Genomic DNA, 24,030 nt, shown 5'->3' with positions numbered 1-24,030 from the left:
CCCGCGCGGTCGCGTGCACCCTCCCCCCACGCGTAATGCGACGTCCGTCCCGTCCTGCGTCCTGTTGTACTTCGATCGTACTGTGCGGCATTACCCCTCGCTTAAGACGCAGGACGGGACAGACAGCGAGAGAAATGGGTAGAGGGGATCTGCGTGTAGCGGTCGCATCGCGCCCCAACATATATATCGACCTCTCATTATTCCCGATGGGACATCCATTCGATCCTGCGTCAGGTCCGCATACCCCGTGTGAGCCAATCAATACTCGGGGAATAAGCCTCCTCTACTACCGCACTCCGGTTCACTCGGCGCTTCGGTTGGATCGGGCAGGATGTCGAATTTGATGCCAATCGCCCTGGCTTTTCTCTTCATGTTGCTGAAGTAAACAGGATTGCTCGGCGTAAATGCGCCCTCGTACTTGCGGATCGCATGCATCCATGTGCCGTCAGCCCACTTCGTGTCCCTGAAGATCTTATCGATTCCGGGCGCGCCCCTGAGCAGGAAAAATCCTGGCTCCTTGTTCTTGATGTTCATCGCGATATCGAGGCTTGCTAGAAACTGAGCGCTTGGCCGTGTGTCCTTGTCTCCGATCTCCATCCTGTCGCGACGCTCGCGAGCGATCCACTGCCCGAGTGACGTGCTACCGATCGGGTATGCGAGGAGGTGATGCAGCGCCTCGACAGCATCGTCGCGGTCGACAACATCGGCATGCTCGGCTGTCGTCGAAGCGAACTCAGCGACTTCTGTGACGGCTTCGTCCTTCGTTGGAACACGCCCGTGCAGGGCCACGAAACCGGCACCGAGAAGCGTGGCTATGTTCGTCCGGAGACGCGAATCCATCCCCGGCATCTCGGCCTCGAAGGCCAAGCGGGCTGGTGCGATCAGCAAGGCCTTCGAGGCCATGAACGCGCACCACCGCGGGCCGGAGTCGGCGAAGTAAGCTAGGTCCGTGGTGATGCGACGCGCCGCTTCCTGGTCATTCTCGTGCATCAAGAGTTCGAACAGCAGAATACGGCTGGCATCCGCTGGCGAAAGGCCGGTGGGATTGATCGCGCTGAAGAAGAAGGTCGTGCGCAGGCTGAACTGCATCGCCTTCCCGTCAGGGGTCCCCTTAAGAATCGGGGTGTCTCCAGACGACGCGCTGCGGGCGAGCATGATGATCGACTTCAGGCGCCCTTGCCTCTGATCGCTCTCGAACTCGTCGATGATCACCGGCAAGCTATCTGGGCCGATGGCTTGGCGGATTCCCGCCTCGGAGCTATCGCCCGTTGTCGAGATGGCGAGGGGGGTGAGAAGCGCTGTGGCGAGGCCGTGTAGCGTGCTCTTCCCCGCCTTCGGTGGACCAAAGACGAAGCAATGCGGACGCCAGTCGAGGACGCCACAAATCGGCGCGATCGCCAGCCATCCGAACAGCAACCTGGCGTTCTTCGTGTCGCGGAACTTGAACTGTTCCAAAAGGTCCGCCAAGCGACGCGTGTCAAAGCTAGCGTCGGGCGGCAGGGAGATCGGCTTGAAGCAGAGATACTGCCGCTTTAGGCCCTCGCGGATCGGCCCACCCAGATTGAGCACGATCTCCCGCTCCTCGACCCAGACCCCGCGACCGCGGACTTCCAGAGGATCGAAGGGACCAGCGCGCTTGCACGCAGCGATCAGCGCTTCGCCCGCAGCCGCGGCATTGAAGGGTCGCCTGTCATCACGGAACTGGCGCCCCCAGAACGAGGAAGGGGCGACGCCCTGAAGCCATTGGCTCGACAAGAGCTGCTGAGCGCTAGCGGGGATGATGATGTTGCGGACTGGATCGCGCAGGGCGAAGGTGCCGTCCCGGCTGTAGCCGAGCGGGATAGGTCCTTCTTCGCCTGGACTGTATTGTCGAGGTCCGGAGCCAATCTGGACGGGCGACTTGATCCTTCCGTGGTACGGGCACGCGAGACACCCGTCGTGGCCGAGATCAATTTCGATCGACTCGCATGTACGCGGTGCGTCAGCCTCGACCGCCCGCTGGAACTTCTTCTGCGCCTCACTCTGATCGTAGCCAGAATGCGCACCGCTGTAGGCGTGGAAGATCTCCTCGCCGTCGCGGCAACACGCAGTGATGCTCGCTGCCGCGAACCACTCGGGTTCGGACGCGGTTGCCACCCCGTCGCCGGTCTTGAGCTCGTACCAGGAGCACCCGCGCCGGATCTCCTCGTGATCGGCCTGCCCGAACCCATCGCTCGGCCGTCGCTTACGGGCCGGCCGCGTCGGCGGTGCGGCCGGCGGCGTGATGATCCGCTCGATCTCGGCGAGCCGGTAGCGCTTGGCCGGATCGAACGCGAGGAGCACGACTGGCTTCTTCGCGCCACCCTTGAGATTGAGCGTCCCCGGGAGGCGGAACGCCCGGGTGATGTCGCCGACGGCGTCGATCTCGGCGCCGCGCTCGCGGAAGATCGCTTGCATGTGGCGGCTGAATGCGGCGGTGACCCGCTTGGCCGCTTCGAGCTCGTCCGGGTGCTCAATGACGAAGGGCCGGTCGAGAAACCAGTGCCAGTGCTCGCCGTTGCCGGTCGAGACGACCGCTGAGGGAGGTAGAGGAAGACCCTCGCGGATCACGGCGGCGGCCGCGGCGTCCGCGACGTACCGCTTAGCGCTGTTCTTCATCACGGCAAAGTCGACATCGACGAAGAGCCCGGACACCTGCCGGACCGTTGCAATGCTGCCGCGAGACCGCGCCGAGAGCCGCTTCTGCTGGGTGCCAATCACGCCGTAGAGGTCGTTCTCGCCCTTCAGGCGCTCGATTTCATCGCCAAGTACGCTCCACTGAGTGTGATCGAAGAAGGCGGTCTGCTTTGTGGGCAGGACGAAGAGCGCCTGGACGCCAGCGAAGTCGTCTCCATGGACGGCCTTTAGGAACTCCACAGGGCCGATTTCACGCTGGGCAACGGCCCGCGCACTGTTACGCTTACCGGACATAGAACTGCCTTCCAGCGGCCTGTAAGCCGCAAGTTGAATGGGATTTGAATGGTTGGGTGCAGGGCACGAACGGCTATCGCGTGACGCGAACAGCGTTCGTTATGGGGCTTCGAGGATGAGCCCGCCGAGTGAGCGTCAGTCCTAGAGCGAGCAGTTCCCGCTCATGACCCGCTCAAGGTCAGAGCGCTTAACGTACGGACGAGAGTTCAGGAGGCGGTACACTGGCACGATACCGAGACGGGCTGCGCGCTGTACTTTGAAGTACGGCACGTTTAACGCCTGGGCTGCCTGACGAAGTGTTAGGTAAGATTCGGCTTCGCTCGTATGGCGGTCTACGCTACGCATCGTACTCACTCCGCGTCAGCTCTATGGCGACGCGGAGAACGGTACGACGGTGTTCAGCCCGTGGCTTCCCGACCCTCAGGGTCTGATTTCAAGCTCGTTCAAACCGATTCGCCGACAGCGGCGGGAGAACGCGCCGCGGGACCAGGGGGTCCTGCACCATGCGGCTAATCTCAGCCAAAGAAATCTTCGTGTAAGAAGTTTTGAGATCACCAGAGTATTGATCTGGCCGGCCGCCGGATCCTTTCCGCTTCTCGAGCATGCACTCGTACCACTCGACCTGGTATGGCCCCCAAGGCTTCAGCTCGCCGGCCTTTATATTCTCAATGACGGCAATCAGCTCACTGCGTGCATCGCCAATGTCTCGCGATTTACTCTGGACTGTCTCGTGCATCCAATGCGCATACCAATGGCGCTGGATCTGGGTGGCATCACCGATCGACATCATACATTGATGAAACTCGCGTTTGTATATAGCTTCATTTCCAAGATATAGCTCAACATAAACCCCGAAGTAAAAATTCAAGAGCGACCATAGATGCAGAAATTCGGTGTTTACGGTTTGTTGGGATAGCAATTCTTCGAGTTGTCTCCAGTTCGGGCGGCCATCGTTTTTGTACTTGTCATCGGTGAAATTGTCGTCATCCGAAAAGCCCAACATGTATGCTAGGTCGGTGAGACGTTCACGTTTCTCTTTGTCGAGGATCACGACGCAATCGTTCCGCCGCCAATCCTCAACGAGCTTGCTCGCGATCATGCCATGAGTCATGTCGCTTAGCTTACAACGCTCGATGTCTTGCTCTGAAGCAACCCTGAAGGGAATTATGGCTGCGCGAATGCCGTCAAACTCGGCGCGTATTGCGGACCAGTCGATTTCGAGACGACGAGTTCTGGCCACGGCCATGCTCCACATTATTGCGCGAGCGTAGGTCGGCGCGCTTGCAACTTCGTTATGGTGATGCTGTCTGGTCGTCTGTAGGGCGGCATCCCCCGACATGCGGGATGCGCGCTCGTCGGATTGTCACTCGGTCGGCAAACCGAGCGCGGCCTCGAAAGACGTTTGCACGCTCAAGCGCGTACAGACCGGAAGCGCCTACCCAGACGATGGCTCCAGCTTCTCAAGTACCGTAGACGCCACCGCAGACGTTCGTCTCACCGAGACGTTCGCAATACATATCCTTCACCTCGACCTTCTGCGTCGCGGGGTTCATGAATTTGTATCTTTGCCAGAACGAAGCGTTATGGAGTGCCAGATCGCTCCGCTCCTTGATGAATAGCTTGCCGTCCGGATCCTTGGCGTCGATCAGATTTTGGCCGATGAAGTCGGCCCGTTGTCCATGGGCAAGGACCCTACCATCCAGGCCGAGCACGGTAATGTAAAGATCGCGGTCGTGGAACTGGCCGCCCTTCTGGCTGAATTCGGCATAGGCCGTGGCGTCCCCCTGTTCCTTTATGAAGACAACTGCCTTCTTCACCATGGCGACGGCTTCTTCCTTCGTCGCGAACTCGGCTGCCGTTGCTGGCCCAATTGTCAGCACCAAGGCCATCAGACCTGATGCCCAGAGTGTTGCTGTTTGCCTAGTCATCATGATCTCCTGCTGGATCGAGAGTGGCGAGTCCGCTTCAGAATAGAATCACGAATACGATTGACATATCCCTACATATAGCGGCTTTTTCATTAGATATCTGGGATCGATCTTGCGGATGATTCAAGCATTTCGTCCAGTATTCCTAGCATCTGTCGCACACTATTACGTATGTCTACTATTGATGCGGTGGCGGCGAGTTCGGTCCGACCCGCCAGGGTCAGGAAGGCGACAAGCACCGCGTCCGATTTCGCAGCCAAAGACACGAGGTGCTCCTCATTCGGACCGTAGCGACCCGCGAACCAGTTCTTGACTGTCCGCTCGCTTGCGCCCGTCCAACCCATGGCGATCTTAGCGGCGGCCGGCGTCGTGCCGAGTTCCCGCCGAAGGGCCTCGCAGATCTCGCTGGCGACCGCTGACGGAGGACGTTCGCCGCCACTGGCACCGCCCGCGATCGGTAATGATCTGCCCTTTTTCGGAAACGACATCCTCGGCCTCCTACGCATAGGGTCAGGCGCCGGCATGCATGGCCACCATTCGGTACCATCGCCGGCGGCTAGGGCCGGCAGCGGGAGGTGCGTCCTTGAGCTCGGGGCGACGGACACCGACATTGGACAGCGGCACGGGCCGGCTGACCCGCGCGGCTGCGTACCTACGCATGTCGACGGACATGCAGAGCTTCTCCACGGAGGGTCAACTCGCACACATCCAAATATATGCCGAGCGTCGCGGGTTCGACGTAGTCCGCGTCTACGAGGATGCCGGCCGGAGCGGCCTGACCGTCGACGGGCGTGAAGCGTTCCGGCGTCTGATCGACGATGTGGTCTCAGGTCGCGCAGACTTTGAGGCCATCCTGGTCTACGACATCAGCCGTTGGGGCAGGTTCCAGGACGCCGATGAGGGAGCGCACCTAGAGCGGTTTCGGTTTAATCGGGGTCGTATCCTGCCGCGACGAAGAAGTTTGCGGCCTCGTCGGGCGTGACGGCATCGACGAGCCGCCCGATTGTGGTCCAGAGCTCTTCGCGCGTGCGCTCGGCGGCCTTGCGCAGCCCCGCCTTCAACTTCGAGAACGCCATCTCGATCGGATTGAAGTCCGGCGAGTAGGGCGGGAGGAACAGGAGCCGCGCGCCTGCCGCCTCGATCGCCGCGCGCACGGCCGGGCCTTTGTGGCTGCCGAGATTGTCCATGATCACGATGTCCCCGGGTGCGAGTTCGGGCACCAGGACCTGATCGACGTAGACTTGGAAGGCGTCGCGGTTGATCGGCCCGTCGAGCACGAACGGCGCGGCGATCCCGGACAGGCGCAGGCCCGCCACCAGGGTCGTGGTCTTCCAATGACCGTGCGGGACGGGGGAGCGCAGCCGCTGGCCGCGGGGACAGCGCCCGCGGGTGCGGGCCATGTTGGTGGCGGTCCACGTCTCGTCGAGGAACACCAGCCGGTCCGGGTCGAGATCGGGCTGGCTCTCGAACCACGCTTCCCGGGCGGCCTTCACGTCCGGTCGATCCTGCTCTGCGGCGTGGGCCGTCTTTTTTTGTACGTCAGGTCGCGCGCGTCGAGGAAGGCCCACAGCGTGCCGAGCCCGACGGTGAGGCCATGCTCGTCCTGCAACCGGGCGCGCATCTCCTCCAGGGTGATGTCAACCTTCTCGTCGATCAGCGTACGCAGGAACGTCTCGTACGGGTCGAGCTTGGAGCGGCGGGCACGCCCCTGCGGCCGGGCGGCCACCGTCCCAGTCGCGGCGAGCGCCGCCATCCAGCGGATCGCGGTTGCCTGGCCGACCCCGAAGCGGGCGGCCGCCTGACGGCGCGAGGTCGCCGCAGCCGCGGTCACCACCCGCTCGCGCAGGTCCAAGCTGTAGGGGCGGCCCATGCATCACTCCAGCTGTCGACCGGCCTAGTGAATCAGCCTCCCAGCGCCGCGTGAACCCCACCAAGCCGACTCAGCCCAAACCGAAAACGCTCTAGAGTACATCTGTCGGCAGGCCAGGATCCGAGTCCATTACTGTGCCGAGCAGTTCGAGAATGACGGGAGCATGGCTTCCGGCATCATGAAATCGCTCAAGCGCTACATGGCGGCCGAGTACAGTCGGGAACTCTCCGACAAGGTCTATGCCGGGCAGTGCCGTCTGATCGAGAAGGGCTTCCGACAAGGGGGGATGGCTGGGTACGGCCTGCGGAGACTTCTCGTGGATGAGGGCCGCGCGCCGAAAGCGGAACTCTCATATGGCGAGCGCAAAAGCCTTCAGACTGACAGAGTCATCCTCGTACCGGGCCCGGAGACTGAGCTCCTCACGGTTCGCCGGATGTACGACCTGTTCGTCGCTGGGGTGCCTGAGCGCGAGATTGCCGCCACTCTGAATCAGGATGGTGTCCGCACCGACCTCGGGCGCCCATGGACGCGCGGCACCGTGCATCAGGTCCTAACCAACCCGAAGTACGCTGGTGACAACGTCTATAACCGCGTGTCGAACCGTCTCAAACGTTGTCGTGTAGTTAACACTCCGGAGCGGTGGATCGTCGCCCGGGATGCCTTTCGGGCCGCTGTACCTCGGGACCTTTTCGAACGCGCCAGGGCTATCGTGGAGGGGCGCAGCAAGCGCTACGACGACGCCGAGCTCCTCGCGCTGCTATCTGGGCTGCTGCGGGCAACCGGGGCACTGTCGGGCCTCATCATCGACGAGCGGGACGACATGCCGTCGAGCAGCGTCTACCGCCGACGTTTTGGCAGCCTACTACGAGCCTATCAGATGGTGGGGTACGCGCCGGGCCGGGACTACCGATACCTAGAGATCAACCGCCGGCTCCGCGACCTGCATCCCGGCGTCGTCGACGAGGTTATAGCCGGACTGCGCGATGCCGGCGGGTCTGTCCATCGTGATCCGGCAACCGATCTCCTGACCGTCAACGGCGAGTTCGTTGCGTCGGTCGTGATCGCCCGAAATCGTCAAACTGAGGCCGGCCACTCGCGTTGGCGCATTCGCCTGGATGCAGGCTTGGCGCCGGACGTGACGTTGGCCGTGCGAATGGACATCGGGAACCTGGCCCCACTCGACTACTACGTCCTTCCTCGGATCGACATGACCGAGCCCACCCTACGGCTGGCTGAATTCAACGGACTGTCGCTCGACGGATACCGGTTCGACGATCTGTGCTTCTTCTACTCGCTGGGCGCTCGGGCCAGCTTCTCGGAGGCGGCGTGATGGAGCACATCAGCAGGCGAATCGCAATGATCGCGGTGGATCGGATCACCGTCCTCAACCCCAGGACGCGTGAGCGTCGCAAATTTGGTGAGATCGTCCGAAACATCGACAACGTCGGTCTAAAGCGCCCCATCACCTTGACTCGAATCCCATCCGCGGACGGGGCCGAATCCTATGGGGTCGTCTGCGGTGAGGGACGGCTCAGAGCATGCGTGGAGCTGGGCGAGACCGAAGTCGCGGCCATCGTGATCGAGGCGAGCGAGGAAGATTGCCTTGTCAGGAGCCTCGTCGAGAACTGCGCCCGCAGGCAGCACCGGCCAGCGGAACTCCTGCACGACGTCGGAACCCTTCGCGGCCGCGGCTACAGCGACCGGGAGATCGCCGCCAAGATCGGTTGCACGCCAGAATGGGTGAACATGATCGCCAACCTGATTAGTCACGGCGAGGAGCGCCTTCTCGCTGCCGTAGAGACCGGCGTCCTGCCCATTAGCGTCGCCATGCAGATATCTAAGTCGGACGAGGCTGGCGTGCAGGCGCTCCTCACGCAGGCCTACGCCGAAAAGAAGCTCAAGGGCGGTAAGCTTGTGAAGGTTCGTCGCTTGATCGACGCTAGGTTCAAGTCTGGGCGTGTTACCCCGATGACCCCATTCGGACGCAACAAGGATAAGAATTACCGGCCCAGCTCGACCTCAGCACTCCTTAGAATCTACCAGAAGGAAGCTGATCGGCAGCGGATTTTCGCAAAGAAGGCTGAGGTCACACAGTCCCGCCTGATGTTCGTCGTTGAAGCGCTCCGACGGCTCAGGTCGGACGAGGACTTTGTCACGCTGCTCCGCGCAGAGGATTTGGATGCCATGCCGTCCGACCTTGACCGCCGGATGAATGGAGGCCTGACATGAACAACTCGAATCGGCGATCGTTGTCGTTTGGCTTCGAGCCCGAAACAATTTTTGTCCCGATCGCCGCGCTTACGCCGGTCAAGACCTTACGAGCGTCGGTCAAGGCCAGCTCCAAATATGCTCAGATCGCCCAGTCGGTTCGAGAGATAGGATTGGTCGAGCCGCCTGTCGTTGCACGCGATCGTGCCGTCCCGGACCGATATCTATTGCTGGACGGGCACATGCGTATCGAGGTCCTCAAGGAACAGGGACACACAGAGGTCGAGTGCCTAGTGTCGACTGACGACGAGGCTTTCACCTACAACAGGTACATCAACCGCCCTTCGCCGGTTCAAGAGCGCGCGATGATCGTTCGTGCCATTGAGAGAGGCGTTCCAGAAGGAAGAATTGCTGCCGCTATGTCACTCGACGTTGTGAGCGTGCAGCGGCGGGTAAAATTGCTCGACGGCATCTGCCCGGAGGTCATTGCGCAATTGTCCGATAGACATTGTCCCATGGCTGTGTTCGACATCCTGCGGAAGATGAAGCCGTTGAAGCAGATGCAGACGGCGGATGTGATGGTCAACCATAACAATTTCAGCGTCGCCTTCGCCGCCGGGATGCTATCCACCGCATCCGAGACCGAGCTCGTGAAAGGAGCAAAGATCAAGCCCAAGGGCATCTCAGCCGTTGCAATGGCCCAGATGGAACGCGAACTCGCTAACATGCAGGCGGCCATCGGGTCGGTGGAAGCGTCGTTCAGCCAGGACAATCTGCATCTGATGGTGGCCAAGGGCTACTTGGCCAAGCTTCTCGCGAATCACCGCGTCCGGCGGTTTCTGGAGAGCAGGTATCCCGCTTACCTAGAGCAATTCGTGGCCATCTCAGACATCACGTCCACCCTGTCGGTCGATGCCGTCGCCTAGATGGATGGTCTCGGGAAAGGTGTGATGAATTGATCCTGAAGCGATCGAGCTCTTTCGTCCGCGCTTCCAAGATGAAATCGGTGGGCACGAGGCTGCGCAGGCTGTTATGTCTGAAATTGTGATTGCAGGCATCAACGAGAGTAGATTCAGGTGCGCTCGAACCTGCACAGTTCCGATAGAGCCGAAAATGCATCTATCGCTCTTGGGTCGATGGCTTCGCAGCGGCCCATCCGAGCATCCTTCCAGCGGCGACTGCGCGGACTTCAATGCCGATCCCGCCATCATGGGGCCAGATTAGTGGGATGTGGTGCTCGTCGACGCGGCGAACGATGCCATGCCGTCCGCTTCGACCATTGCAGCGAAGGTGTTGAAGGCTTCCTGATCCGTCGCGAAGGTTGCCAGCCAAGCAGTGCAGCGACCAGATGACAGGTCAATCACCTCTAGTCGCCAAGGCTCCTGCGTGCCGGCATAGCGGTAGATTTCAACATCCACCTTCCCACCATCGCGACTGAAGGTGCCGGACAGCGGCGAATGCTCGAATTCGCGGTCGTCATCTGTAGGCGGCAGACTCATAGGTTGCACGTACTTCATCCGTGGTAGCAGTCGCGGTTACCGTTACGTGGCAACGCGCCAATCGATCGGGTTCCACATCGTTTCGCAGTGTCGAGCGAAGCGAGGTCGAACCGCTTGGTGTAAGCTGGGAAGGAAAGCGTCAATTTCTGAGAAGATACATCCAACTGCATTAAATGTCGCGACAAGGCGAATCCGCCTCTTCTAAGCGGCAGGTCGTAGGTTCGAGCCCTACCGGGGTCGCCAGCAACTTGCCCGCTGCGGGGATGACGGAGCGGGTTTCACGGTGCCGCAGCGTCCTCCTCCGCGTTCACGGCACCGACGCGACCTCGACGCCGCGGAACTCACCGCCATCCGAGCAGCACGACGAAGCCGGAAAACGTGAGGGCGGAGGCTATGAGGGCGAACGGGACGATATCCATGAGGGCCGCGTAGCGGCGACCCGCCGGCTCGGCCATCGGGCGTTCGGCCGCTGCGGCACGATCACCGCCGCTCCGGCCATCCTGGTTCGAACCGAAGAGCGCTCTGGACCGTTGATGGCCGTTCAGCGTGACCGTTCGAAGAGCCTCCCATGGACCGCCCCCGCCGCGTCGGCCTGCCCTGGTACGCTCCGGAGCGCTACGCGGAGTTGCGCGCGCGCTTGGCGGATGGCGCCAAGCTGCCGCCCGACTATGAGACGTGGCGCGTCGCCACCGAACAGATGGAACGCGAGGTGCAGCGCAGCGGCGTAGAGGTCGTGCGCGTGCCGATCGAGCCGGAGATCTTCGCCGCGTGGTGCGAGCGGGCCGGGCTTCAGAGAGATGCGGCGGCGCGCGCCCGATACGCCGCCGCGGCACTGGCGGCCGACTGGGCGATCTGAAGAGCGCGGCGGCGTCCTAAGGGCGATCCGTCGCGCCGCCCCCGGGCGGCGCGGGCGCAGTTCGGCCAGCGCGTGAAAGCCGGGCGGTCGGGGTCGCCCGGCGGCTCGCATCCGGGTGGGCGACGGGGGCGATCGCGGCGCGACCCGGATCGCGTTCGGAACGCCAGGGGGCGCCCGCCCTCGACGGCGGGTGGCCGCAAGCCGGGATCCCGACGCCTTCACGTCACGACCTGCGTCGGCGCGTGCGGACCCACCGGCCGGCCCGACAGGCTCCGCTTCCACCGGGCGCGCAGGACGGCGGGCCGGAGGCCGTGCCGCTCCTCCAGGAAGTCGGGGTCCGTGATCCGGTCTGTGCGGAAGTGCCGGAATTCCCCGCGCAGCTCGCACCAGCCGGCCAGCATCCGTGCCTGATCGAAGAACCCGACGATCACCGGCCAGATCACGCGCCGGCTCGGATCGCCGCGCGCATCGCGGTAGTCGATGCGGATCTTGCGGCCCTCGCGGATCCAGGCCCGGGTCCGCGCGACATCGATCCCGTCCGCGGTCTGCGTGAAAGCCGGCGGCGTACCGATCGAGGGATCGGCGATGAACGGATGCAGGCGCTCGGGCACGACGGCGGTGATCTTGGCGATGAGATCGCGCGCCGCCTTGGCGAGGACCGGCTCGCCCCGGCCCGCAACCCATTGCGCGCCGAGAACCGCCGCCTCGATCTCGTCGGGTGTCAGCATCAGCGGCGGCATGTCGAAGGTCTCGCCCAGCACGTAGCCGAGCCCGGCCTCGCCCAGGATCGGCACGCGCTGGCCGACGAGATCGGCCACGTCCCGATAGACCGTGCGGGCGGACACCTCCAGCTCCCGGGCGATCTCGGCGGCGGTCACCGGGCGCGGCGCACGCCGCAGGATCTGGATGATCTGAAACAGCCTGTCGGCGCGGCGCATCACTCGACTCCTGCTGACAGGATGCTGTCAGCAGGGTGGTCCTACAAGCCTCCCGTCGCGGCCATCCCGCCCGCCGTGACGAAGGAACCGCGCCATGATCACCCTGTATCACGCCCCGCAATCGCGATCCTCACGCATGATCTGGCTGCTGGAGGAGCTGGGCGTTCCCTACGCCATCGAGCCGGTCTCGATCTTCCGGCCGATGACGGGGGAGGGCGTGCCGGATGCCGCCAACCCGCATCCCGACAAACGCGTCCCGGCCCTCCTGCACAACGGCGTGCTGGTCGCGGAGTCCCTGGCCATCGTGCTCCATCTGGCGGAGCACTTCCCCGAAGCGGGGCTGGCGCCGGCGATCGGCGACCCCGATCGCGGCGCATACCTGACTTGGCTGGCTTGGTACGTGGCAGAGTTCGAGCCTGCCCTGTTCGCCGGCATGGCGGGCGAGCTCCCGGGATCGCCGCAGAAGCGCCGCGCCCACGAGGCGGTGGTCCGCCGCCTCGAAACCGCCCTGGCGCGCGGCCCCTACGCGATGGGTGAGAGGTTTTCCGGCGCCGACATCCTCATCGCCAGCGCGCTGGGCTTCGGCCGCGCCGCGTTCCCGGCCAGCGAGGCCTTCGAGGCCTATCTGGAACGCTGCCGGGCGCGACCGGCCGCCCTCCGCGGTGCGGCGCGGGACGGTGCCTCCGGTCTTCAGCAGGGTGCCTAGGGCGCCCTCCGCCGAAGCGGATGCCGGTTCTGGGGAGGGGCCCGCGCCAGAAGGACGGACCGAGCCCGCACCGCGCCGGCGTGCAGCGCGGTGCGGGCTCCGCCGGCCATCGCCGCGCAGACGATGTGCGGGGCGCCCTCCACCGCGGGTGTTTCAGGACACGCCGGACCTGAATGCTTGAGCTTACATCAGGATCACACCGCGAACGCCGCCGCACATCTGATGGAGATGACGATGACCTGGACGAACCGCATCACGATCGCCGCCACCCTGATCGCGGGCGCGATCGCGCTGGTCACCTACGCGCAGGCTCTGAGCCTTCCCGCGCATTTCGCGTAGGACGGACCGGCGGGACGGCCGACCGCCGCATCCCGTCCCGCGCCGGGGCACGCTCAGCCGTGTCGCTGAACCTGCGCCGAACGGTTCCGCAATGCAACGTGACGCATCGCACCGCACGCGCCCGGCCGATCCGGCATCATCGTTGCAGTTGGTTTTCCCGGGCCTCCGAAGGCCCGCCGCGTGATGAAAGGAGTGCACGACATGGTTCTGAAGGGCTTTTCCTACGCGATGATCGGCGCTTTCCTGGGCGGCCTCGCGATGACGGTGACCGGCTCGGCCGGCGTCCTGATGGGCTTCTGAGCGACGGAGACTGGCAGCCCGCGAGGCTGCCCTGGCGACGGTCTTCGCGGGCGGCGGGGTTCTTGCCCCGCCGTCGTCGCGTTCGGGGACCGGGCAGATCGCGGCACCGCCGCGCACGCAGCCAACTTCCAGTCGCCGGCCGGCCCAGCGGGATCCGGCAGGCGCATGACGGCCGGGCGCAGTGCACCGCTCCCAATCGACGGTAAAGCGAACCGGAATCCCGCCAACGTGCGGGATCGGGCCCGACATTCCTTTACCGTGCGAAGCGGATCGTCGGTTCGAGACCGCCGGAGTCGGCACGCCGCCGGCCGCCTCGGCCGGTCTCCCGAGGCTCGGGCCGGCCGCTGGAGCCGAGTCCGAGCATCAGGCCGGTCACGTCCCTCGGTGGGATCGCTCGGATCGATCCTTCCGCGACGGTGCGGCCTCCGTCGATCTTCGGGCGTAAGCCGGGCCGGTCCGCGACCGGCCCGGCGCTGTCCGTCAGGCCGCCTCCCTCCGGGTCACGACCAGGGCCCAGATCGTCGCCGGGATCCATCCGATGATCGTCAGGTGGAGGATGATGCAGAGGATACCCTGAAGCACCTTTCCGCGCAGGAACATGGCGAGCCATGGCGCGAGAAAGCAGATGAGGATCATGATCATGAGGGTGACGTGTCTCCGGGTTCGTGAGCGAACACGGAAAGCGCCGGCTGGTTCCTGGGGGCCGGGCCTCCGCCGCGACACGCATCGGATCGAGGTCCCGGATCGAGATCCCGGATCGAGGCTCCGGGGCGCAGGGCGGATGCCGGTTCGGCGCCGGAGGGCTTGTGAGAACGGGCATCCGACGCCGTGCCGGTTCGCCCGGGGCCGGGTGCGGCTCTAGGCGCCGAGCCGCGCCCTGAGGCGCGAAGCCCGGCCGGATCCGTCGATGCACTCGATGCCGCCGCCGGCGTTGAGCGTGTGGAGACAGCTGCCGGGCCAAGCCGGCCCGGGCTCGATCCGGCCGAGGACGGTCTGGGCGAACCCGTCTTGGTCCAGCCGGTCGATCCGCGCCAGCGACAGGGCGCGGCCGTAACCGTGGGCGCAATCCTGAACCGGACGGATCAGGCGCCCGCGGCGCGCGACGATCCGGCCCGCGGGCCGCGCGAACGAGGGGTCGACCAGAACGGGATTGGCCGGATGCGGCACATACGGTCCCCGGAAGTCGGGGGCCGACCAGAGATACAGCGCGTCGTGGTGGCACCCCGATCCCGCCGGGGCGCCGGGGGGGGCGTCGCGCACGGTGGCGAAGAGCCACCAGCGGCCATCCTGTTCGAGGAGCGTCGCGTCGCTCGCGACCACGCCGGAGAGGAGCGTCGCTTCCTTCACCCAGCCGCCGGGGTAGCGCGTCGCCCGGTAGAGATCGACCGTGCCCGCCGCGGAACTCTCCGGCACCATCCAGACGGCGCCCGCCCGCGCGAACACGAACGGGTAGGAGAGGTGATACGGCTCCTCCAGCACGGGGATGGGCGCCCCTACGGGACCGTCCGGCCCGAAGCGGACGGCCGAGATGATCGCCTTGCCGGTCGCGTGCGGGAATTCCTCGACGAAGACGTGGGTCGTCCCATCGGCGGCGAGCGGGAACGGGTCGGCGTAGAAGCGACGGCCGTCGTCGGGCAGGATCTGCCATCCCCCCTCGGGATGGCGCCCCAGGTCGATGAGATCCGGCCCGCGCAGAACCCGCCATCCGGTGCGCCAGTGCGGCGCGTGATAGCACAGCCTGTACAGGCGGCCGACGAGACTGCGGGCCAGAAGCCGCGCCGGTCGGGACGCCCGGATCCGCGCCGGGCGCGCGGGCCCGGCGGCCGCCGGGGCCGGGGTCTCAGCCGCGGCGCGGCCCGCCAATCGGTCCCGCAGCGCGGCGGCGACCAGCGTGGTCGTGCGCACCAGCGCGTCCTCGAACGACAGCGCGATGGAGCCCCGGTAGTCCGATCCGAGGCGTCCCGAGACCAGGACGGTGTCGCCTTCCAGCAGGTCGAGGCGCGGCACGCGGCCGGCGAGCAGGCTCCCGAGCAGGCCGGTCTCGCCGAAGCCGCCATCGTAAGCCACCCGCCAGACCGGGCAGCGGGCGACCGCATCGCCACACAGGTCGAGCAAGAGGTCCGGGGCCGCGGGATCGGTCCAGGCGGCCAAGTCCGCCGGCGGCACAGGCGCCGACCCGTTCGGGGCCACCCGGAAGATCAGGGATTCCAGCCGGAACAGGAGGTCGGCCTGGACCGGCCAACCGTCCGGGCCGGGTGCGGCCTCGACACTGACGGCTTCGATGCCGGGCAGGCCCGAGAGTCGCGTCAGCAGCGCGACGTGCCAGCGGCGCGGGTTCGCGCCGTCGAGGCGAACTCTCACATGCATGGCAGCCGGGTTCCTATCGATGGGTCGCTCGAGACAATGACTGTCGATCCCGTCTATTTTCCCGCTGGTAACGGGAGTGATAACTTTGGGCGGCCCATAGGATTTACCGTCGATCGGCTGCCGGACAGCGGCGAGGGTGCCGAAACCCGATCATCCGCGCGGCGCGCGATTGCCGGCGACTGGCTCGGCGGCCGGGTCCGGAATCCCGCGGGATCGATCTCGAGTGTCAGGCCCGGCCCAGGCGGCGCCCTCCTCCCACGAGGCCGGCCGGCCGCGCAGGGGCACCTGTGGCTCGACAGCCACAGGTGCGGGCGTAGGCACAGTGCGATGCAACCAAAACGCCTTCACATTGTTCTCGCGCGCGCTCGCGGTATGAGCGATGTATTTCGGCACGTCGGCGAATCTTGAGGGATGATTTACTATGACATTGCCCGCCATCGACGGGCGGTGTGTCCGTAAAACTACAGCCATTTTCGTCGATGATCGGTAGCCATACGTCCAGATCGAAATTTGGACCTTACCTGATGACCAAGCTCCTGGCCTCGCTGGCTGCCTTCACCGCCCTGACCGCTGCCGCCTCGGCCGCCGACCTGCCGCGCCGCGCCGCCCCGCCGCCGATCTTCACCCCCGTCCCGGTCTTCACCTGGACCGGCGCCTACTTCGGTATCAACGCCGGCTACGCTTTCGACGCCAGCGACCGCAACACCGGCAACACCTTCGCCGTGCCGTTCCCCTACGCCGCCCCCGGCACCGTCGCCTCCTTCCGCAACCGCAGCCAGGACGGCTTCTCCGGCGGTGGCCAGATCGGCTACAACTGGCAGCTGACCCCCGGCTCCGGCGTCGTGTTCGGTATCGAGGCCGATGCCCAGTACCTCGACTTCGGCCGTAACCGGAACAACGCCTTCGTCGCCGGCGCGCTGGCTCCCGGCTACTACGTCACCGACCCGCGCGGCCTCTCCAGCCTCGACTTCTTCGGCACCGTCCGCGGCCGCCTCGGCTACGCCTTCGACCGCACCCTCGTGTACGGCACCGGCGGCTTCGCCTACGGCTCCGGCAGCGCCGACCGCTCCTTCGGCGGCTACGCCGGCAACGACAGCTTCCGCACCGGCTGGGCCGTCGGCGGCGGCGTCGAGTACGCGCTCCCCACCGACTCCTTCCTGAACTTCTTCCGCTCCTCGGCCGTGACGCTCAAGGTCGAAGGCCTGTACGTCAACCTCGACCGCAACACCCGCAACCAGGGCGCGTTCGTCATCAACGCCGCCAACAACTTCCCCGTCGTCTACAGCGGCATCGGCCGCCGTTCCGACGAGTTCGCCGTCGTCCGCGCCGGCCTGAACTACAAGTTCGGCTCCTACTAAGACCGCGCCGCGGCGGTCGGATCCCGACCGCCGCGCCAAGCCGAGCTCGCAAGGGGCCGCGTCCGAAAGGACGCGGCCCCTTCGGCGTTCGGAGGCCGTCGCGTCTGCGACAGGCCGGACTTTCCACGGCCTTAAGCGCGGAGCGCTGTGAACCAGGGGGCGACCTCGGAGCGGGTGGTGCGCCCCGGATGGCTTCGCTGCGCGCGTGAAACCTGGACGCCGGCCTCGTCCGAGCGCTTCACGCGGAATCCGTATCGGACCGCCAGCCGGGCGTGCGGCGCGTCGAGAGCCTGTGCGGCCCGGTCCGCAGCCGATTCTCTATTGGTCAGAGCCGGGGGATCAGCCGATCGCCCAGAAGAGCGGCAGGGCGCCCGCCAGGAACAGCGCGGAGGAGATGAGCACGGCGACGCGCTCGCGATGACGGAGGATGAGGGCGTGGGGCTGGGCGAACATGCGATGAGGGCGCTGGGTGAGCCGGATCGGCGGTGCGCGGTCATGCTGGCCTGCGAACCTTGACGGATCGGGGGCAGGTCACGTCATCCACAGGCGGTCGTCGTCGGGTGTCGCGGCCGCGCCACAGAGGCCGGCGCGGCGCCCGCGGTCCCGGCGGACCCCGGAACGCGTCGAGGCCGCAGGGCGGCTATCGCCGCCGTGGGACGCCGGCCGATCGGGCGGCCCGATCCGGCCCCGCATCGACCGTCCGGGCTCCGGGCCGTCGTCGATCCGCAGCGTGCCTCAGGCGACGGCCGCGTCCGGGCGGCCCGGTGCCACGAAGCCTTCGCACGCACCGATCTGCTCGGCGAAATGCTCGATCGGCTGCGGCTTGCTGATCAGATAGCCTTGAGCCTCGTCGCACGCCTCCGCGGCCAGGAAGCGCATCTGCGCATCCGTCTCGACGCCCTCGGCCACGACGCTCATCCCCAGGCTGCGGCCGAGCCCCAGGACCGCGCGCACGATCACAGCGGCCTGGGCGCTGACCTCGACATGGCCCACGAACGACCGGTCGATCTTGATCTTGTCGAAGGGGAACGCCTGCAGCGTCGCCAGCGACGAGTAGCCCGTCCCGAAATCATCCATCGCGATGGAGATGCCGAAGGCCTTCAGCCGACGCAGGATGCCGAGCGCCCGCGCCATGTCGTTGATGATCAGGGTCTCGGTGATCTCGAGTTCGAGCCGCGTCGGCGCCAGGCCCGTCTCGGTGAGGATGGCCAGGATGCGCTCGGGCAGATCCGCCTGCTGGAACTGGCGCGGGGACAGGTTCACCGCCACCTTCAGCGGACGGGACCACCGCGCCGCCTCCCGGGAGGCGGCGCGCAGCACCCACTCCCCCAGCAGCAGGATCAGGTCGCTCTCCTCCGCCAGCGGGATGAAGGCATTCGGCGGCACCAGCCCGCGGGTCGGATGCTCCCAGCGCACCAGCGCCTCGAACCCGACGAGCCGGCCGGTGGCGGTGCTCACCTGCGGCTGGTAGTGCAGGATGAGTTCGTCGCCCTCGATCGCCTGGCGCAGATCCCGTTCCAGGTCGCGCCGGGCCGCCTCGGCCTCGTCCATCGTGGGCTCGAACACCCGATGGGTGTTCCCGCCCTCCGCCTTCGCCCGGCAGAGAGCGAGATCGGCGCGCCGGAACAGCGTCTCGCTATCGGGACCGTGGCCGGGCGCCTGCGCGATGCCGACGCTCAGGCCCACCTTCAGCCGCTGCTTGCCGAAGCGGATCGGCGCCTGCACCGCCGCGATGAGGCGCGCCGCCAGGGTCTCGGCGTGGGCGGGATCGCCCGCATCGGCCACCAGCACGGCGAACTCGTCACCGCCGAGGCGCGCCACCATGTCCTCGGCCCGCAGCACCGCGCGGATGCGATGGGCCACCGCCCGGAGCAGGAAATCCCCGGCCGCGTGGCCGAGGCTGTCGTTGACGGCCTTGAAGCGGTCGAGGTCGAGGCACAGCACCGCGCAGGCGCCGCCGTGGAGATGCAGGTCGGCGAGCCGGATCTCCAGCCGCTCGTAGAACAGCGCGCGGTTGGGCAGGTCGGTGAGGCCGTCGTGGCGCGCCATGTGGGCCACCTGCCCCTCGGCCGCCTTGCGGGCGCTGATGTCGATCTGCGTGCCGATGAAGCGCAGGGCGCGGCCATCCGCGGCGCGGGCCACGACCTTGCCGCGGGTCATCATCCAGGCCCAAGTGCCGTCCTTGCGCCGCATCCGGTGCTCGCACGCGAAGGTCGGCGCCCGCCCGCTCAGATGCTCGATCAGGGCCCGCTCGGCCGCGCCCGCATCCTCCGGGTGGAGCAGGGCCCGCCACGTCTGGGCGTGGCTCGCCAGCTCGCCGGGCTCGTAGCCCAGCACCCCCCACCAGCGATCCGAGGACCACGCCTCCCCGGTCGTGAGATCGCAGTCCCAGAGCCCGTCACTGCCCGCGTCCTGCGCCAGGGCGAGGCGCGTCTCGCTGACCTGCAGCGTCTCCTCGGCCCGCTTGCGCGCGGTGATGTCCGTGAAGGTCCGCACCGCCCCGCCATCGGGCAGCGGCACGGTGCGGATCTCCAGCACGGTGCCGTTCGGGCGCTCGCGCTCGTAGGTGTGGGCGCGGCGCTCCAGCCCGCGCGCGGCCACCCAGCGCCGCAGGGTCTCGCACGCCGCGCCGAACTCCCCCTGCGCGATCTGATATTGCCGGACGGCCTCGAAGGTCGGGCGGGTCCGCATCAGCGCCGGCGGCAAATCAAGCAGCGTGAGGGCGCGGGCATTGCAGACCTGAACGACGCCGGCGGCGTCGATCATCATGAGACCCTGGTCCATCGTGTCGAGGACGGTGTCCAGAAGCTTCGCCTTCTCCCGCAGCGCGCCCATCCCACTGTTCATGTTCCGGGGATCCCACTCGTCCGCCTGCGCGAACGTACTGCTGGACGGTGCACGCTCCCACCAGGCGGGACTTTAGCAACGGGGAGCTTTCCGGATTCTTTCCGGAAGACCTGATTTCAATTGCTGCGTGTAATCCCGGAGGCGGATGGAGCACGGTTCCGCGGGCGTCCGGCGCGCCGCATCGGCCCTTGCCGGGCTGCCCGCGGAGCTTTCCGATACGCGGACCGCAGGCGGACCACAGGCGGACCCGGGCTGAAGGTGGTCAGGGATCACGGCCGGATCCTGACCTTCGCGGCCCCCGGGATGTCGTCGGCACCGCAGGCCGGCGCGGCCGGACGCTCACTCGCCTTCGTCCCGGACGAGGGAGATGCAGGCCCGCACCATCTCTTCGAGCCTGAGTTCCTTCGTGTCACCGATATTGGCGGTCTCTTCCAGACACCGCATGAAATACGCTTCGTCGAGTTTGGGCGACAGCGTGTGGAAGGCCCGGCCCATCCGGCTGGAAAAATCGATCTTGTCGGTCATGCTCGCCCGCGGCCACAGCGAGGCCTTGTCGTCCATGGTCAGGCGGGCGGCATCCGCCGGCAAGGTCCCGCAGGTGAGAGCAATTAAGACGATTATAAGCTTGGTCTGCATTGTAAATCCCCGATCCTGCGGCATAACCCTGCGTGACTCTGCGCAGCGGTGACGGTCGACGGACGCGCTGCTCTTCGAACAGGATGAGAGAAGCCATGCGCGTGGTCCGTCTGTCCGGTCTGGTCTCGGCCGGCCTCCTTCTGAGCCTGCTGACGGCCCAGGCGCAGCCCCAGACCCAGGACCCATCGGCCGGCGACCCGCGGCGCAACCAGGCGGCGAAGCTCGCCGGGCTCGCCGGATTCGTGAACCTCGAATGCCCCGGCCTGCGGAGCGATCCCGCGCGCCTCAAGCAGACCGTCGAGGCCCTGGGCGTCGATGCCGCCAGCCTGGAGACCGGCGACCTGCACCTGATCGCGACCCGGTACATCGCGGCCTACCAGAAGGACGTGGCGGCGAATTGCCGGAAGGCCGAGGCGACGTTCGGGCCGCAGGGATCGATCATTCCCGGCCTGATCGTGCCGCGGTAGCCCCGGCCCGCTGTCGGCGGCGCTGTCGGACGCGCTGTCGGCTGCCCGCCTCACACCAGCCGCCCGTCCCGCGACAGGGCGATGCGGAGGAGGTCGGCGAGGCTGCCGGCGCCGAGCTTCTGCTTCATGCCCGAGACGATGGCCGACACGCTTCGGTGGCTCATCGACAGGCTGTCGGCGATCGCCTCGTTGGACTTGCCCGCCCCCAGCAGCGACAGGACCTGAACCTCCCGCGCGGTCAGGCGCGCGAGGGGCGAGTCCAGCAGGCCGGCATTCAGCATGGCGATCTTGGTCGCGACCTCGTGCGGCAGGTAGCTGTGCCCGGCCGAGACGGCCGCCAGCGCCTCGTGGAAGCGCGTCACCGCCGTGTCCTTCAGGACGAAGCCATGCGCTCCGCCCTCGATGGCGCGGGCGACGATCACCGGGTCGTCGTGCATGCTGAAGGCGAGGATCCGGGTCGCCGGCTCCAGGGCCCGCACCCGGCGGATCAGCGACAGGCCGGAGAGGCCCTGGTCGCGGAAGCCGAGGTCGGTCACCACCAGCCCGGGACGGTGGCGGTGGAACGTGCGGTATCCCGACACCACGTCGGCGGCCTCGTGGACCGCCCGGACCCCGGCATCCTCCGCGAGGTGGCGGAAGCCGCGCCGCACCACCGGGTGGTCGTCGACGATCAGCACCGCGTCGAGGATGGCCGCACCGTCCCCCCCCGCCGGCCAATCGGCCGAGGCCCGGGCGGCGCTCACGGCGTGCCCTCGAGGACCGGATGCGGGGCGGCGAGGCGCGCCAGCGCGGCCGCATGGTCGGCCCCCTGCATCCGCGCGTTGTAGTAGTGCTGGCACATCTCGCCGTAGAGGTTCTTGCGGCGCCCGCGTTCGGCCGCGATCCCGCCGAGCCCGTCGAGGATCGCGCCGTAGCCCTCGCCGATGCCGGCCTCGGCCAGCATCTGGCCGAGCTGGACGGTGCGGTTGGCGATCATGCGCGGATCCTCGATGAAGCCGTCGCGGGCCCGGGCCAGCGCCGCCGCCATCGCGCGCGCACGGGGCTCGTCGGCCGGCAGGGCCTTGCCGGCCTCCCGGCCCGCGAGCCAGCGGGCCGGGTCGGTCCCGTCGGTCGGGGCGAGCCAGGCCGGCAGGGTGCCCTCGGCGGTGGTGGCGACCACCGCGCCCGCGGCGTCGCCGCGCTCGTCCGAGTCCCGGTTGCAGGCGCCGAGGGCCAGCAGGACCAGGCCGGACGCGATCCGGATGCGGCAGGCCCGCCTCATCGCGCGGGCTCCCCCGGCGCCAGGACCGTGCGCGGGCCCTCCGCCACCTTGATGCGCGCCGTCTCGCGCCACGTGGCGAGATCGATCACCGAGACATCGTCCGAGAACCAGTTCGCCACGTAGGCCCGCGGACCGACCACCGCGATGCCCTCGGGATAGGGCCCCACCGCCACGGTGGCGACGATCTCGAGCCGGGCCGCATCGATCACCGTCACGGCGGCGGCATGCTGGTTGGTGACCAGGATCCGGCTGCCGTCGCCGGTGACCGCGGCGCCGTAGGGCATCCGGCCGGCCGGGACCGTGGCACGGGCCCGCAACGTCGCCGTGTCGATCACCGTGAGGTCGCCGCTGCGCACGTTGGCGACGTAGAGGCTGGCCTCGTCCGGCGCGAGCGCCAGGGCGAAGGGCGCCTCGCCGGTCGGGACGACGGCCACGCGGGTCATCGTCCCCGTGTCGATCACGCTGACCTGACGGCTCTCGCGGTCGGCGACGTAGAGCCGCCCGCGCCGGTCGAGGACGAGATGGGCCGGTTCGTGCCCCACCGCCGCGGTGCCCTCGACGGCGCCGGTCGCCGCGGAGATCCGCAGCACGCGGTCGCCCGACCAGTCGCCGACGAACAGGTGCGCGCCGTCGGGGCTCGCCGCGAGGCCGAAGGCCTGGCCGGGGACGGGCAGGCGGCGGGGCGGCTGGCCGGGCTCGACGACGGTCACGGCGCGCCCGTCCGGGTGGGTGAGATAGAGGCGGCCGGCCCGGTCGGTGGCCGCCGCCACCGGCGCCGGCCCGAGCGGGATCCGCCCGGCCACGGTCCCGGCCTCGATCCGCGCCAGCTCGGCCCCCTGCTGGCTGACGACCCAGACCGGGTCGGCGGAGGCGGACGCGCCACCGGTCCCGGTGGCAGCCGCGAGCGCGAGCGTCGCGATCAGCCGGAGGTGGCGCATGCGGGGCCTCAATGGGTCGTCCGGCCCTCGACGGCCGCCTTCAGCCCCTTGAGCCCGTCCGCGAAGTAGCGGTTCATCGCCGTGCGCCCGGCCTCGTCGCTGAGGTTCTCCGGCGGCTCGTTGCCGGTGTCGCCCCGGTAGAAGCGGCCGATCCACGACACCTTGGAGCCGGTCCCGTCCGGGGTCACCGTGAGGGTCGCCGAGTAGGAGGAGACCGGGAGCGCCTTCAGGTCCGGGTCGGACATCCGGTACGAGTAGGTCCGGCCGTCGGCCAGCCACTCGTCCAGCCCCTCGACCAGGGTGCCGCCGGCCTTGAGGGTCACCCGGCGGGTCGTGCCCTCGACATTGCCGCCGCTGGCCTCGGCCTTGGCCACGTCGGGGTGCCAGCGCCCGATGCCGCCGAAATCGCCCACCACCTTCCAGACCGCGTCCGGGGGCGCCTGGATGGTGATCGACTGGTCGATCTTCTGCGGCGTCGGCCCGTGGGCCAGCGCCGCGCCGGCGAGGCCGACGACGGCGAGGCCCGCGGCGACGGCCGGGACGAGGGCGAGGGGCATCCGCAT

23 protein-coding genes are annotated in these 24,030 nt (G+C 67.1%); 8 read left to right on the top strand and 15 right to left on the bottom strand.

The features are described from left to right. Nucleotides 1-258 precede the first annotated feature (258 nt). The 4 genes from PQI07_RS10960 to PQI07_RS10945 all read right to left on the bottom strand — a co-directional run bounded on the left by PQI07_RS10960 (nucleotide 259) and on the right by PQI07_RS10945 (nucleotide 5,365). Complete coding sequence (locus PQI07_RS10960) at nucleotides 259-2,949, bottom strand: hypothetical protein (protein ID WP_139231613.1); 2,691 nt, start codon at nucleotides 2,947-2,949, stop codon at nucleotides 259-261. A gap of 433 nt (nucleotides 2,950-3,382) precedes the next feature. Further along, the gene (locus PQI07_RS10955; protein WP_139231614.1) at nucleotides 3,383-4,189 is read right to left on the bottom strand and encodes a hypothetical protein; all 807 of its coding nucleotides are present in this window, start codon (nucleotides 4,187-4,189) and stop codon (nucleotides 3,383-3,385) included. A gap of 220 nt (nucleotides 4,190-4,409) precedes the next feature. Next, nucleotides 4,410-4,838, bottom strand: a complete 429-nt coding sequence (locus tag PQI07_RS10950) for a cache domain-containing protein (protein WP_236952736.1) — start codon at nucleotides 4,836-4,838, stop codon at nucleotides 4,410-4,412. A 131-nt stretch (nucleotides 4,839-4,969) separates the two neighbouring features. Next, complete coding sequence (locus PQI07_RS10945; protein WP_075380976.1) at nucleotides 4,970-5,365, bottom strand: hypothetical protein; 396 nt, start codon at nucleotides 5,363-5,365, stop codon at nucleotides 4,970-4,972. Between the two features lie 38 nt (nucleotides 5,366-5,403). Here PQI07_RS10945 and PQI07_RS10940 point away from each other — a divergent pair, with 38 nt between their 5' ends. Then, entirely contained in the window at nucleotides 5,404-5,859 is a 456-nt protein-coding gene (locus tag PQI07_RS10940) for a recombinase family protein (RefSeq protein WP_274926608.1), read from the top strand. Here PQI07_RS10940 and PQI07_RS10935 read toward each other — a convergent pair. Further along, a protein-coding gene (locus PQI07_RS10935; protein WP_274926560.1) for an IS630 family transposase occupies nucleotides 5,804-6,747 on the bottom strand; the annotation gives its coding sequence in 2 pieces (ribosomal slippage) (nucleotides 5,804-6,411 and nucleotides 6,411-6,747; 945 coding nt in all). The genes PQI07_RS10940 and PQI07_RS10935 overlap by 56 nt on opposite strands. 163 nt (nucleotides 6,748-6,910) lie before the next feature. On the opposite strand from PQI07_RS10935, the gene PQI07_RS10930 reads away from it, so the two are divergent. From PQI07_RS10930 to PQI07_RS10920, 3 genes are read left to right on the top strand one after another with little or no spacing between them, the layout of a single operon-like run. Further along, nucleotides 6,911-8,077, top strand: a complete 1,167-nt coding sequence (locus tag PQI07_RS10930) for a recombinase family protein (protein WP_274926607.1) — start codon at nucleotides 6,911-6,913, stop codon at nucleotides 8,075-8,077. Next, entirely contained in the window at nucleotides 8,077-8,976 is a 900-nt protein-coding gene (locus PQI07_RS10925; protein ID WP_075380977.1) for a plasmid partitioning protein RepB C-terminal domain-containing protein, read from the top strand. Before PQI07_RS10930 ends, PQI07_RS10925 begins: the two co-directional genes overlap by 1 nt. Further along, on the top strand, nucleotides 8,973-9,881 hold the full coding sequence (locus tag PQI07_RS10920) for a plasmid partitioning protein RepB C-terminal domain-containing protein (RefSeq protein WP_075380978.1): 909 nt from the start codon (nucleotides 8,973-8,975) through the stop codon (nucleotides 9,879-9,881). The genes PQI07_RS10925 and PQI07_RS10920 overlap by 4 nt, the downstream gene beginning before the upstream one ends. A 294-nt stretch (nucleotides 9,882-10,175) precedes the next feature. Here PQI07_RS10920 and PQI07_RS10910 read toward each other — a convergent pair whose 3' ends face one another. Further along, nucleotides 10,176-10,472 (bottom strand): hypothetical protein, encoded by a 297-nt coding sequence (locus PQI07_RS10910; RefSeq protein ID WP_236952737.1) that lies wholly within the window; start codon nucleotides 10,470-10,472, stop codon nucleotides 10,176-10,178. Between the two features lie 550 nt (nucleotides 10,473-11,022). On the opposite strand from PQI07_RS10910, the gene PQI07_RS10905 reads away from it, so the two are divergent. Continuing rightward, nucleotides 11,023-11,310, top strand: a complete 288-nt coding sequence (locus tag PQI07_RS10905; protein ID WP_043351475.1) for a DUF8829 domain-containing protein — start codon at nucleotides 11,023-11,025, stop codon at nucleotides 11,308-11,310. Nucleotides 11,311-11,528: 218 nt separating this feature from the next. Here PQI07_RS10905 and PQI07_RS10900 read toward each other — a convergent pair whose 3' ends face one another. Then, nucleotides 11,529-12,248 carry a helix-turn-helix transcriptional regulator gene (locus PQI07_RS10900; RefSeq protein ID WP_043387833.1) on the bottom strand — a complete coding sequence of 240 codons (720 nt, stop codon included), beginning with the start codon at nucleotides 12,246-12,248 and terminating at the stop codon, nucleotides 11,529-11,531. 94 nt (nucleotides 12,249-12,342) lie between these two features. Here PQI07_RS10900 and PQI07_RS10895 point away from each other — a divergent pair, with 94 nt between their 5' ends. Beyond that, nucleotides 12,343-12,954, top strand: a complete 612-nt coding sequence (locus PQI07_RS10895) for a glutathione S-transferase family protein (protein WP_043357054.1) — start codon at nucleotides 12,343-12,345, stop codon at nucleotides 12,952-12,954. A 1,119-nt stretch (nucleotides 12,955-14,073) separates the two neighbouring features. Here PQI07_RS10895 and PQI07_RS10890 read toward each other — a convergent pair. Continuing rightward, the gene (locus tag PQI07_RS10890; RefSeq protein ID WP_085987713.1) at nucleotides 14,074-14,235 is read right to left on the bottom strand and encodes a YqaE/Pmp3 family membrane protein; all 162 of its coding nucleotides are present in this window, start codon (nucleotides 14,233-14,235) and stop codon (nucleotides 14,074-14,076) included. A gap of 216 nt (nucleotides 14,236-14,451) precedes the next feature. Further along, the gene (locus PQI07_RS10885; protein ID WP_182592696.1) at nucleotides 14,452-15,960 is read right to left on the bottom strand and encodes a glucosamine inositolphosphorylceramide transferase family protein; all 1,509 of its coding nucleotides are present in this window, start codon (nucleotides 15,958-15,960) and stop codon (nucleotides 14,452-14,454) included. 524 nt (nucleotides 15,961-16,484) lie between these two features. Here PQI07_RS10885 and PQI07_RS10880 point away from each other — a divergent pair. Beyond that, nucleotides 16,485-17,318, top strand: a complete 834-nt coding sequence (locus PQI07_RS10880) for an outer membrane protein (protein WP_274926606.1) — start codon at nucleotides 16,485-16,487, stop codon at nucleotides 17,316-17,318. A gap of 735 nt (nucleotides 17,319-18,053) precedes the next feature. Here PQI07_RS10880 and PQI07_RS10875 read toward each other — a convergent pair. Beyond that, nucleotides 18,054-20,165 carry a putative bifunctional diguanylate cyclase/phosphodiesterase gene (locus tag PQI07_RS10875; RefSeq protein WP_043386691.1) on the bottom strand — a complete coding sequence of 704 codons (2,112 nt, stop codon included), beginning with the start codon at nucleotides 20,163-20,165 and terminating at the stop codon, nucleotides 18,054-18,056. A 339-nt stretch (nucleotides 20,166-20,504) separates the two neighbouring features. Next, nucleotides 20,505-20,801: a hypothetical protein gene (locus PQI07_RS10870; RefSeq protein WP_236952738.1), complete on the bottom strand. Its 297-nt coding sequence runs from the start codon at nucleotides 20,799-20,801 to the stop codon at nucleotides 20,505-20,507. A gap of 95 nt (nucleotides 20,802-20,896) precedes the next feature. Between PQI07_RS10870 and PQI07_RS10865 the strand changes: the two genes are divergently transcribed. After that, nucleotides 20,897-21,268: a hypothetical protein gene (locus PQI07_RS10865; protein ID WP_053610252.1), complete on the top strand. Its 372-nt coding sequence runs from the start codon at nucleotides 20,897-20,899 to the stop codon at nucleotides 21,266-21,268. A gap of 50 nt (nucleotides 21,269-21,318) precedes the next feature. On the opposite strand, the gene PQI07_RS10860 is transcribed toward PQI07_RS10865, so the two are convergent. From PQI07_RS10860 to PQI07_RS10845, 4 genes are read right to left on the bottom strand one after another with little or no spacing between them, the layout of a single operon-like run. Beyond that, nucleotides 21,319-22,011, bottom strand: a complete 693-nt coding sequence (locus tag PQI07_RS10860) for a response regulator transcription factor (RefSeq protein ID WP_274926605.1) — start codon at nucleotides 22,009-22,011, stop codon at nucleotides 21,319-21,321. Further along, nucleotides 22,008-22,529 (bottom strand): MxaH protein, encoded by a 522-nt coding sequence (locus PQI07_RS10855; protein ID WP_274926604.1) that lies wholly within the window; start codon nucleotides 22,527-22,529, stop codon nucleotides 22,008-22,010. Before PQI07_RS10855 ends, PQI07_RS10860 begins: the two co-directional genes overlap by 4 nt. Next, on the bottom strand, nucleotides 22,526-23,467 hold the full coding sequence (locus PQI07_RS10850; RefSeq protein WP_274926603.1) for a YncE family protein: 942 nt from the start codon (nucleotides 23,465-23,467) through the stop codon (nucleotides 22,526-22,528). Before PQI07_RS10850 ends, PQI07_RS10855 begins: the two co-directional genes overlap by 4 nt. An 8-nt stretch (nucleotides 23,468-23,475) precedes the next feature. Next, nucleotides 23,476-24,030, bottom strand: coding sequence for an SRPBCC family protein (locus PQI07_RS10845; protein ID WP_043386677.1), 555 nt, complete (start codon nucleotides 24,028-24,030; stop codon nucleotides 23,476-23,478).

This window comes from Methylobacterium sp. 092160098-2 (assembly GCF_028920805.1).
GTDB lineage: Bacteria > Pseudomonadota > Alphaproteobacteria > Rhizobiales > Beijerinckiaceae > Methylobacterium > Methylobacterium fujisawaense.
This window is presented reverse-complemented; position numbering and strand designations above follow the sequence as displayed.